Raw genomic sequence first — 7,257 nt, forward strand, 5'->3', positions numbered from 1 at the left:
TCGCCTGCTCAAGCCTTACATCGGTCAGTGCCTGGGCGTCACGCAGCTCAACGAGTTGCTGAAAGTCATCACCGATCTGTACATCGAGAAGGGCTTGGTCACCAGCCGGGCCTACTTGCCGCAGCAGGATTTGTCCGCTGGGCATCTGAAGGTGCTGGTGGTCGAGGGTCGGCTCGAAGGGTTGAAGGGCGCGCAGGATAGCAAGCTGTCGGACCGCGAATTGGCGATGGCTTTCCCCGGTAAGAGCGGGGAGCTGGTCAATCTGCGGGAAATCGAGCAGATGGTGGATCAGCTCAACCGTTTGCCGTCGAATCAGGCGCAGATGGAGTTGTCCCCGGGCAAGAACGTCGGTGGCAGCGAGGTGTTGGTCAAGAACACCCCGCAGAAGCCGTGGCGTGTCGGGTTGTCGCGCAGTAACGACGGCCAGCGCAGCACCGGCGAGCAGCAGTGGGGCACGACGTTTGACTGGGACAGCCCGCTGGGCCTGGCCGATCAGTTGATGCTGCGCGGCGGTCATGATGCGGTGAGCGATCACCAGCACACCTCCAACAACGCGCTGCTCAATTACAGCGTGCCGTGGGGCTGGTGGAACTTCAGTTACACCTACAGCCAGAGCGAGTACCGCTCGCAAGCCCAGGCCAACGGTTTCAATTTCAAGCAGACCGGCGACAGCGAAAACCATCAGTTGCGCGCCGAGCGGGTGATCCATCGCGACGCCCTGAGCAAGACCTCCCTCAGCACCGGCCTCTCGTACCTGCGCACCAACAACTTCATCGAAGACAGCAAGCTCAAGCTGAGCAGCAACCGCATCAGCGAAGCGCAGTTCGGCATCAACCACGGTCGGCGGGTCGGCAGTGCCTTCGTCAACCTCGACCTGGGCATGCAACAAGGCATCGGCGCGTTCGACGCCCAGGGTAACGGTGATCCGGGCCCCGGCGAGCCGAACGCGCGTTACCGCAAATACACCGCTACCGCGAGTTATCTGCAGCCGTTCAAGCTGTGGGGCGAGTCCTTCAGTTTCAGCAGCCTGATGACCGGCCAGCGTAGTGAAGACGTGCTGTTCAGCCCGCAGCGCACCAGCCTTGGCGGGCAGTCGTCGATCCGTGGCTATAAGGACCAGTCGTTGTCCGGTGACAGCGGCGGCTACTGGCGCAACGAACTGCGCTGGAGCCATCCGATCACTTTGGAATGGCTGCGCCCGGTGTTCGCCGAGTACGGCACCAGCCTCGGTTATGACCAGGGCGTGATCCGTGGCGACCGCTATAACGGCGATCAGCACGGGCGCATGTCCAGCGATTCCGTGGAGTTGTTCGCCCGAGGTCAGCACCTGGCCGCCAGCGTGACCTTTGCCCATTCCCTGGAACGTCCGGACACCCTGACCGAGCGCGAAGCGCCGATCTATTTCCGCCTGGATTTCTTCCTCTAATTTCGCTGCATCGGGACCTTTCACATGGACGTTCGCCACTACGCTTTTCTCGCTCGCCAACCTTCTGCCGCCGTGAAAACCCGCGAGCACTTCCTGGGCATGCCCAAGCGCGGACTGGCGTTCCTGTTGGCCAACGTGATGTTCTGGCAACCGATGTGGGCGCAGGCCGATGGCATCGTCGTGGCTACACCGGGCACCAGCCTCGGTCAGGCGGGCAATGGCGTGCCGATCATCCAGATCGCCACCCCCAACGGCACCGGCCTGTCGCATAACCAGTTTCAGGATTACAACGTCGGCACCCAAGGCGTCATCCTCAACAACGTCGCCGCGCAGACCGGCGCGACGCAACTGGGCGGCATCATCGTCGGCAACCCCAACCTGACCAACCGGGCCGCGGCGCAAACCATCCTCAACGAAGTCGTCGGTGGCAGCCCGAGCCAGTTGCGCGGTTACACCGAAGTGGCGGGGCAATCGGCGCGGGTCATCGTCGCCAACCCGTACGGCATCAGCTGCAACGGTTGCGGTTTCATCAACACGCCACGCGTGACGTTGACCACCGGCAAACCGGTGCTCGACAACGGTCGACTGGATCGCTTTCAGGTCGATCAGGGCAGCGTCACGATTGATGGCGTCGGGCTCAATGCCAACAACGTCGACAGCTTCGAAATCATCACCCGCAGCGCGAAGATCAACGCCGAGATTCAGGCGAAAAACCTGACCATCGTCGCCGGTCGCAACGACGTCAATGCCGACAACCTCAACGCCACCGCCCGCGCCGATGACGGCAGCGCCAAGCCGCAACTGGCCATCGACTCATCGGCCTTGGGCGGGATGTACGCCGGGGCGATCAAACTGGTCGGCACCGAAGCCGGGGTCGGGGTGAAACTCGATGGCAACCTCGCGGCCAGTGGTGGCGATATTCAGATCGATGCCAATGGCCATCTCAGCCTGGCGCAGACTTCTGCTGCCGGTGCGGTGAATGTCAAAGCGGCCAGCCTTGATGCGCGCGGTCCGGTCTATGCCGGTACGGCGCTGAACGTGCAAACCCAAGGCAACCTGACAAACCAGCAAACCCTTGCGGCGCGAGACAGCATCGTTCTGAGTGCCGGTGGTGTGCTGACCAACAACAGCATCATCGAAGCCGGGGTCAATGCTGATACCAGTCGTAATGCCACGGGCGATGTGAGCCTGAGCGCGCAGAATCTCAACAACAGCGGCAAAAGCGTGGTTGCCAGTCGCAATCTCACCGCGAATACCGCGCAGACCCTGACTAACCAGGGCGGTACGCTGAGCGCCGGGCAAACCGCCAAGATCACCGCCGGGACCCTGGATAACCAGAACAAAGGTCGGGTGTTGAGTAACGGCAGTCTCAATCTCGCGGCCAATCAGGTCCTCAATGGCAATGGTCTGATTACCAGTACCGGTAATCTCAACGCCACCCTTGGTTATCTGAACAATCGCGCTGGCGAACTCTCGAGCCTGGCCGCCGCGACGTTGCGCATGGCGACTCTGGATAACGTGGCAGGGCTGGTGAACGCCGGTCAGGCCTTGAGCATCACCGCCACGGCGACGGTGAATAATCAGGGCGGCAAACTCACCAGCCTCGACGCCCTGAGCCTCAATGCCGGCAAGGTCGATAACAGCAGCGGGGGCCGGATTGCCAGCAACAAAGCGCTGACCGCCAGTGTCGTCAGTCTCGATCAGCATGATGGTGGGCAGCTCACCAGCGCTACGTCGTTGGCGCTGGATCTGAATCACGGCGAGCTGAACAACCAGAACGGTTTGATTAACGCCCCGTTGCTGGTGCTAAAAAACCTCGCGCAAGTGGACAACCGCAACGGCGAAATATCCAGTGCCCAAGCGTTCACGCTGGCGGCCGACAGCCTCGACAACAGCAACGGCAAACTGCTCGGCAACCAGGCCGTGACCCTGCGCGTGCAGCAGTCCCTGACCAACGTCAAAGGCGTGGTCGCGGCGCAAAGCGTCGATGTACAGGCCGGAAGCCTGAACAACAACGAGGGCACCCTTACCAGCCGCACCAACCTCGATCTTCGGGTTACCGGCCAGCTCGATAACCAGGACAAGGGGCTGATCAACGCCACCCAAAACCTGAACATCAACGCGGCGAGTTTGAACAATCAGAACGGTAGCTCGTTGCTCGGCAGCGCCATTACCATCGACTTCAGCGGCGTCATGGGCGACCTGAACAACGCCAACGGCCTGATCACCACCACCGGTCAGCTGAGCATCCGCAACCTGCGGGACTTGAACAACCGCGGCGGTGAACTCTCCAGCAGCCAAAGCTACACGCTGACGGGCCGCAACCTGGACAACAGCGACGGCAAACTCATCAGCCGTCAGCAACTGGACCTCACCGCCGATACCACCACTAACCTCCATGGACTGATTTCCGGTTGGCAAAGCCTGAGCCTTCTAGGCGGCAGCCTCGACAACCGTAATGAGGGCACCTTGTCGAGCCGCGACGGTGACGTGCTGGTGGACCTCACCGGCGCTGTGCGTAACAGCAACGCAGGCGCTCTGGTCAGTCACGGCACGTTGAAGGTCACGGCGGCCAGCCTCGACAACAGCGACAACGGCATTCTTTCCAGTGCCGGTGCGCAAACTTTCGTCATTGCCGGAACACTGAATAACGCCCAGGGTGGTTTGATCGACAGCGGCGCCGCTCTGGATATCCAGGCCCAAACCCTCAGCAACGCCAATGCAACCATCAATGCCCAGCAGGACATCAGCTTCACCGGTACCGATCTGAACAACAGCGCCGGTACCTTCGCGGGCAAGGGCGCGATCACCCTCGATCTGCTCGGCACCCTGACCAATACCAGCGGCAAACTGGCGAGCAACGGCCCGCTGGTGATTCAGCGCACGCAGCAGGTCGACAACCAGGGCGGCCAGCTTGCAAGCCAGGCTTTGCTGAGCCTGTTGACCGGTGGCCTCGATAACCGCAATGGCGGCACTGTCGCGGCCAGTGAATTGTTGACGATCACGGCCAGTGGCGTCGTACAGAACAGCGCCAACGGTCAGATCTTCAGCAGCAACGCCGGCCTGACACTCAACGCCGCCAGCATCGACAACGCCAAGGGCACCCTGCAAAGCCAGGGCGACCTGACGGTGAAAACCGGCGGCGCCATCGATAACCAGAGCGGGCGCATCGTTGCCAAGGGCGGCAACCTCGACATCACCGCCGCCAGCCTCGACAGCCGTGGCGGTGTGCTCTCCAGCCTGCAAGGCGCCTTCAGCAGCCATATCACTGGCGTACTGCGCAACGGCTATGACCTGAACAATAACCGTCAGGGCGGGGTCATTCAGGCCCAGAGCATGAACCTCAAGGCACTGGCCGGCCTCGACAACTATGGCGGGCGTATCACCGCGCAAACCGGTGACGCCATCGTCGACACCGGCACCAACGGCAACTTCGACAACCGCAATGGCGGCCTCTACGCCAAGGGTCGGGTCAGCGTCACCGGCAATAACTTCGACAACAGCGGCGACAACGACGGGCAGATCGGCGGGCAACAGATCGACCTGAGCCTGCGCGGTGCATTGAACAACCGCCTGGGCATCATTGAAAGTGAAAGCACGCTGACCATCACCGCCGCCAGCCTCGACAACCAGACCGGTCAACTTCGCGCACTGGGCGACAATGGTAAAACCGCGTTCGCCATCGGGGGCCTGTTCGACAACCGCAATGGCACCGTGGAATCCGCCAACACCAACCTGACCCTCACTGCCGGTAGTTTGCTGAACGTCAGCGGCAACGTACTGCACGTCGGTACCGGTATTTTCGATATCGCGACGGGTCAAATCGGCAGCGCCGGCGGCACCTTCGTCACCCGTGGCAGCCTGACGCTCAACGCCGACGGCTGGACCAACAGCAGTGTGATCCAGGCCGATCGCCTGACCGTCAACGTCAATAGCCTCAATCAGACATCCGGCGGCCAATTGTTGGCGGTCAGCCAATTGACCGGCAACGGCGGCAATTGGAATAACGATGGCTTGATCGCCAGCGATGGCAAACTCAATCTGACCCTCTGGGGCAACTACAGCGGCAATGGTCGCACCAGCAGCCTCGGTGATCTGACACTCAAAGCCAATCAACTGACCCTCAACGCGGCGACCAGCATCGCCGGTGGTGGCAACACCACGGTTAACATCAATGGCGAGTTGAACAACCAAGGCCGTTTGACCTCCAGCGGCGACCTGATCATCAGCGCCGCCAACCTTAACAACTACGGCACGATCGGTTCCGGTAAAGACCTGACCCTCACCACCGGCGCACTGCTCAACAGCCGCGGCCTGATTTCCAGTGGCGGCGATATGCGGCTGCTGCTGTCCAGCTTCACCAACGCCTATGGCCAGGTTTATGGCCTGAGCAACGTGCACATTGGCCGGGACCGCGACAGCGGCAAGGCCGACTTGCTGGACAACCGTTCCGGCGACATCTACAGCGCGCAGGACCTGACCATCAATGCCCTGACCGTGAACAACGTACGGGACATTCTGGAATACACCGCGCATGAGAAAAGTTCGGTGGTGATCACTGAGCTGGACTGCAACCTGATCCCGATTGCGGGGTGCGACTTCCGCAGCGGTTCGCGTCGTAACGGCCATTGGGAGATTGCCGAGACCGACCGCCTGAAGGTTTCTGACAGCAGCGAGGCTGCGAGTCTGACCAGCGGCGGCGACATGACGATCAACGCTCAGGTGCTGAACAACACCAGCAGCACCATCGCGTCCACAGGCAACATCACTGTCACTGCCGACACGATAAATAACACCGGCCTGCAAGAGCAGGACATCATCACCAAGCGCACATTCTGGAACTACGTCGACCAAATCTTCGCCACGGTGCCTGCAGCGGCTGAGTTCAATCAGAAAAACAGCCCAGCCCCCTCGGCCACGGTCGAATCCGACCTGAGCTACTTCATCAGTTTGCTGGGCGGCGGCATGCTGACCGAAAGCACCACCACGGTAGCGGGCTCCGGCAGTTCCTATGATGCGGTGATCCAGGCCGGCGGCAACATTTCACTCAACGCGACGCAGACCATCGACAACAGCGTGGTGCGTCCTTATTACAGCTACGTCGCTGGCGGAAAGACCAACACTGACACGGGTGCCGGCAACGGCTTCTCCACGCCGGTGACTATCAACGCGCAACTGCCGCCGGACCTTGCCCAGCAGCACGTCAACCCGGTGGATCTGCCCGGCTTCAGCCTGCCCACCGGCCAGAACGGGATGTTCCGTCTGAGCCAGGAAGGCATCAGCGTCCCGACCTCGACCGGCCCGCAGAGCTGGACGCTTAGCGGCGGCAAAGTCACCGCCGGTGCATCGTCTGCGCCGGTCACCATCAACCGCGTCCAGGGCCTGCCCAGCAACGCTGGCAAATCCCAGCCGCACAAATACCTGATCGAAACCAACCCGGTACTCACCGACCTCAAGCAATTCATGAGCTCGGACTACCTGCTCCTAGGCTTGGGTTACAACCCTGATCAAAGCGCCAAGCGCCTGGGCGACGGGCTCTTCGAACAGAAACTGATCCAGCAAGCCGTGGTCGCCCGCACCGGCCAGCGCTTCATCGACGGCCAGACCTCGGACGAGGCGGTTTTCAAGTACCTGATGAACAACGCCATCGCCAGCAAGGACGCGTTGAACCTCAGCCTCGGCGTCACCCTTACCGCACAACAAGTCGCGGCCCTGACCCACGACATCGTCTGGCTCGAAGAGCACGAAGTGAATGGCGAAAAAGTCCTGGTGCCGGTGCTGTACCTGGCCAACGCCAACAACCGCCTCGCCGCCAACGGCGCATTGATCCA

The 7,257-nt window shown here is 61.4% G+C and carries 2 protein-coding genes; both read left to right on the plus strand.

What is annotated here, in order from left to right; translation table 11 throughout:
* Positions 1 to 1,426, plus strand: a 1,426-nt coding sequence (locus AC07VO_RS29795; protein ID WP_495007734.1) for a ShlB/FhaC/HecB family hemolysin secretion/activation protein, incomplete at its 5' end; no start/stop codon positions are given.
* A 24-nt stretch (positions 1,427 to 1,450) separates the two neighbouring features.
* Positions 1,451 to 7,257: two-partner secretion domain-containing protein (locus AC07VO_RS29800; protein WP_495007735.1), on the plus strand; the 5,807-nt coding region annotated here is incomplete at its 3' end.

This window comes from Pseudomonas sp. GW821-FHT03E01 (assembly GCF_059420765.1).